This is a genomic window from Thermosynechococcus sp. OHK43 (assembly GCF_014466085.1).
Lineage (GTDB): Bacteria > Cyanobacteriota > Cyanobacteriia > Thermosynechococcales > Thermosynechococcaceae > Thermosynechococcus.
This window is the reverse complement of the sequence record NZ_JACOMP010000162.1, coordinates 1-4,489: the sequence shown is the minus strand read 5'-3', so window position 1 is coordinate 4,489 and position 4,489 is coordinate 1. Positions and strand designations below refer to the sequence as shown.

Annotated in this window: 5 protein-coding genes; 3 read left to right on the top strand and 2 right to left on the bottom strand. The window is 53.6% G+C overall.

Annotated elements, in window-relative coordinates; translation table 11 throughout:
• Window positions 1–1,326 (bottom strand): bifunctional pantoate--beta-alanine ligase/(d)CMP kinase (locus tag H8Q75_RS06825; protein WP_297040971.1); only part of this gene is annotated, 1,326 nt, incomplete at its 3' end.
• 365 nt (window positions 1,327–1,691) lie between these two features.
• Between H8Q75_RS06825 and H8Q75_RS06820 the strand changes: the two genes are divergently transcribed.
• The 3 genes from H8Q75_RS06820 (at window position 1,692) to cobO (ending at window position 4,215) form a co-directional block, all read left to right on the top strand.
• The gene (locus H8Q75_RS06820) at window positions 1,692–2,012 is read left to right on the top strand and encodes a hypothetical protein (RefSeq protein WP_024123953.1); all 321 of its coding nucleotides are present in this window, start codon (window positions 1,692–1,694) and stop codon (window positions 2,010–2,012) included.
• A 640-nt stretch (window positions 2,013–2,652) separates the two neighbouring features.
• Window positions 2,653–3,609 carry an RNA polymerase sigma factor, RpoD/SigA family gene (locus tag H8Q75_RS06815; RefSeq protein WP_041428862.1) on the top strand — a complete coding sequence of 319 codons (957 nt, stop codon included), beginning with the start codon at window positions 2,653–2,655 and terminating at the stop codon, window positions 3,607–3,609.
• 3 nt (window positions 3,610–3,612) lie between these two features.
• On the top strand, window positions 3,613–4,215 hold the full coding sequence (gene cobO, locus H8Q75_RS06810; protein WP_024123950.1) for a cob(I)yrinic acid a,c-diamide adenosyltransferase: 603 nt from the start codon (window positions 3,613–3,615) through the stop codon (window positions 4,213–4,215).
• On the opposite strand, the gene H8Q75_RS06805 is transcribed toward cobO, so the two are convergent.
• Window positions 4,212–4,489: PhzF family phenazine biosynthesis protein (locus H8Q75_RS06805; RefSeq protein ID WP_297040970.1), on the bottom strand; the 278-nt coding region annotated here is incomplete at its 5' end. The two genes, cobO and H8Q75_RS06805, sit on opposite strands and share 4 nt — an antisense overlap.

Genomic DNA, 4,489 nt, shown 5'->3' with positions numbered 1-4,489 from the left:
GCGCTGGGCACGCTCTTGGGGGGAGGCCGTTAGGAAAATTTTCAAGCCCGCCTCTGGAAAGACATGGGTGCCAATATCACGACCTTCAGCAGCGATTCCCCCATTGGCTCCGATCGCCCGCTGTTGTTGTACCATTAGCCGCCGCACACCGCGCAGGGCGGCAATCTGGGATACCCGCTGCGTCACCTCTAGGGAGCGAATCGCTTGGCTGACCTCGCAATTGTTGATCCACACTCGCGTTGGTTGATGGGGATCACGGCTCTCAAGATGCAACTGACAATGGGCGATCGCCTCTACGATCGCTGGCTCATCGTGGAAATCTATATTATTTTCCAAGCACCACCAAGTTACCGCCCGATACATGGCACCGGTGTCAAGGTACTGCAACCCTAGGGCTTGGGCAGCCAGTCGCGTCACGGTTGACTTCCCAGCACCGGCAGGACCATCCACCGCCAGAATCGGCAGGCGGCGATCCAGTAGACAATTGTCAATGAGGCGCGTTTGCCCCACCCAGCCAGCGATCGCCAACAGACCCACGGTCTCAATGCGTTCCAAGGGCACAAGGGTCTGGGGATGCACCAATTCGGCATAGTCGAGGCGCAACTGGGGAAACTGGCGCAGATGATCTTGCACTTGGGCTAGAAGCAGACTCGCTTCCAAGCAGCCCTGACGGAATGCAGCCTGAGCCACCTCTAGGCTTTGGCTTAAGGCAAGGGCAGTGGCGCGCTCCTCAGCATTCAGGTATTGATTGCGGGAACTCAGGGCAAGGCCGTCGGCATCGCGGACAATCGGGCAGCCAATGATCTCCACCTCCAGATTCAAGTCCGCTACACAGCGGCGAATAATCGCTAACTGCTGGGCATCCTTTTGCCCAAAGTAGGCGCGATCGGGCTGGACTAGATGCAACAGCTTCAGCACAATTGTTGCTACCCCGCGAAAATGGCCGGGGCGCGATCGCCCACAGAGGTGTTCCGTTAACTCCCTTGGCGGCTCCACCACGGTCAAGTGCTTCATCCCCGTTGGGTAAAGCTCAGCCACACTGGGCACAAAGAGCAGATCCACCCCTAACTGCTGACAGAGGGCAGTATCGGCCTCAAGGGCACGGGGATAGCGCTCCAGATCCTCTTGGGGACCAAACTGCAGTGGATTGACAAAAATACTGACAACAACCACATCACACTCTTGCCGTGCCCGCTGAATCAAGGCAGCATGCCCCCCATGGAGTGCCCCCATTGTCGGCACAAAACCAACCGTGGTTGCCGGAGAGAATGCGCCAAGGGCAGTCTGTAAACCCGCCGTGGTGGTTAAACGGTAAAACTTACCCATAGAGTGCTGCGGGGGCGATGGATGGAGTTTTGGTACAATCTGTCATATTACAGCCCTTTTCCCACGGCGAGAAGCCACTCAAGCTTGCGAAAACCAGGATTCAGATCAGAGAGGTTTTTTAGGGTATCCCCATTGTAGAAAGGTGTAGAAAGGGTCTGTTTAGTGCCCGGGCCTGCTTTTTTTGACCAAAGTTTGTACATTTGTTGCAAAAGCTTTAATCTTGCGGGCAGGTTCTCTAAAATTCAAGTACTTTCGTTTTTCTATACTTGCAAACCCTGTAACACAGCTCCCACTTTCACCCCGCCTTAGTCAAAAGCTTGTTTTTTAACTGGAACTGTTGAGCATACGCCGCGAGGATAGCCCCTATGGCCAATGAACTACAAAACAGTTTACAAAAATACCGTTTCGTCTGCACCCTCACCTTCGGGGATATTTATGGCCAAGTCATTGTTTGGCTAATTGTGATCTTTATTGGTTTGGCCGCCTCCCTCACCCTCTACAACAATCCAGTGCAGGCGTTTCTGGTCGGGGGGCTAATTTTGGTCTTAACCTTGCCCTTTTTGCTTTTTGCCTTTGTCACGACCCTGCTCAACCATATTGAAATGCGACCTGTAACAGTGACAGAGAAGAAAAAACGTAAAGATGCCGCCGTGGCCTCAACCACCGAAGTGGCTGCTGCAAATTAAAAACCCTTAGAAACCCTTAAAAACAGCGAGCCATCGCTCCCCACACCGAAATTACCGCGCCGGCCTATAATGCTTTAGGTTCGCCAAGCCCTTGCCCCCAACCGGGGGTGATTGGCAATGCCAAAATTTATGCTTTGCCAATGGCGGCAGCACCGCTGATTTTAATAAACTGCTCCTGTTCACCAGTGGGTTGGCCCTGGTGAATGCCCTTTTTGAGGAGGGGAAACCTGGCCAATTGTTAGCCCAAATTAAATCCCTTCTCCAAGACAGCACGTCCAACTCCTAAAAGGCGACTGCATACCCCTAGCTGCAGGAATGGATAACTCTTCAGTAGGGCGGGGGGGCGGAGGCATGCATAGAGGATTTATTGAATTCGTCTCTATTTTCAAAGTTCATAGAGCTTTGTCAATAAGGAAAATATAAAAGAAAGATTAAGAACCGCTAAAGGTCAGTGTTAGTATTCTGCCGAACAGATTTAGAAATGTTAAGATTCTTAATATATGTAATCTAGCTTTGCAAAAGCTGTTAAAGCACCGTTGGCTTGGCCGCGATCTTTAGCAGGGGCGATCGCCCATCCTATAGAGAAAACGATATTCCTAGGCTTTGGACGAATCACTGCTGTCAACCTTGAGAACGAGCGATAGGGACTATGGATACCTCAAAAGATTTAGTGCGCACTTACCTACGGGAGATTGGCCGTGTGCCATTGCTCACCCATGAACAGGAAGTGATCTACGGAAAACAAGTGCAGCAGCTCGCCGCCATGAACGAGATTCGCGAAAAGCTGGCGGCAGAACTCAACCGTGAACCCACCCGTGCTGAATGGGCTGCCGCCGCCAACATCAGTGAAGCAGAGTTGGAGACAATTATCGAGAATGGCGAGCGCGCCAAACGGAAAATGGTGGAAGCCAACCTACGGCTAGTGGTTTCGGTGGCCAAAAAGTACATCAAGCGCAATGTGGATTTGCTCGATCTCATTCAAGAGGGAACCATCGGGATGCAGCGAGGGGTAGAAAAATTTGACCCCACTAAGGGGTATCGCTTCTCTACCTATGCCTACTGGTGGATTCGCCAGGCCATCACACGGGCGATCGCTGAAAAGGGGCGGACGATTCGCCTCCCTATCCACATCACCGAAAAGCTGAACAAAATTAAAAAAGCCCAGCGACAACTGTCCCAACGCCTGGGTCGCGCTGCCACGATTAACGAACTGGCCGCAGAACTGGAGTTAACCCCCGCCCAAGTGCGGGAATACCTCGAACGGGCACGGCAGCCCCTCTCCCTTGATGTCCGTGTCGGCGATAATCAGGATACAGAGTTGGGGGAATTGTTGGAGGATTCCTCCATTTCACCCGAGGAGTTTGCAACTCAATCCTCATTGCGCAGTGACCTCGAACGGTTGATGGCGGATCTGACCCCACAGCAACGCCACGTCCTCTCCCTACGCTTTGGTCTAGAGAATGGTCAACCCCTCACCCTTGCCAAAGTGGGAGAACTGCTCAACATTAGTCGTGAGCGGGTACGGCAAATTGAGCGGGAAGCCCTCAGCAAACTCCGCAAACGCCGGGGCGATATTCACGAGTACCTTGCCAGCTAGCCCATGCTCACTGACGAACAGCACCGCCAAAAAATGCAGCAGCGCAAAGCCGTGCAGGCCCAACGCCTCGCGGAGCGCACCCGTGAAAAAGGTCTCATTATTGTCCATACAGGCAACGGTAAGGGCAAAACCACAGCGGCCCTTGGTATGGTGCTGCGTTCCCTAGGGCATGGCTACCGAGTGGCAATTATTCAGTTCATTAAGGGGGCGTGGGAGCCAGCGGAAAAAACCGTCCTTAGCCATTGGTCAGACCAATTGGCCTTCCATGCAATGGGGGAGGGCTTTACGTGGGAAACCCAAGACCGGCAGCGGGATATTGCCTGTGCCCAAGCCGCTTGGGAGCTGGCCCTCAGCTACATCACAAACCCCGCGTACCGCCTGGTGCTGCTGGATGAAATTAACGTTGCCCTCAAGCTAGACTACTTAAATGTGGCAGAGGTGCTCGAGGGGCTTGCCCGCAAGCCAGAAATGACCCATGTGATTCTCACCGGGCGCGGTGCTCCCCAGGCCCTGATTGAGACCGCAGATTTGGTGACAGAAATGACCCTTGTCAAGCATCCCTTTCGTGAGCAGGGGGTCAGGGCACAGCCGGGGATCGAATTCTAAAGCAGGAGTTCCCCGGCGAAGATGGTAACCGCCTGACCCAATAGCAGCAGGCGATCGCCCCCTTGGGGTTGCATTTTAATCACGCCGCCCCGTGCTGAAGCTTGATAGGCCACCAGTTCCCGTTGACCGAGCTTGGCTTGCCAGTAGGGATAAAGACTACAGTGGGCAGAGCCCGTGACGGCATCCTCTGGGATGCCCAATTGGGGGGCAAAAAAGCGAGAGATAATGTCATATCCATATTTCTCGCCACGGGCAGTTACAATCAGTCCCCGGC

Coding starts and splice junctions, on each gene's coding strand:
- H8Q75_RS06820 (WP_024123953.1), top strand. CDS start 1,692: ATGGCCAATGAACTACAAAACAGTTTACAAAAATACCGTTTCGTCTGC.
- cobO (WP_024123950.1), top strand. CDS start 3,613: ATGCTCACTGACGAACAGCACCGCCAAAAAATGCAGCAGCGCAAAGCC.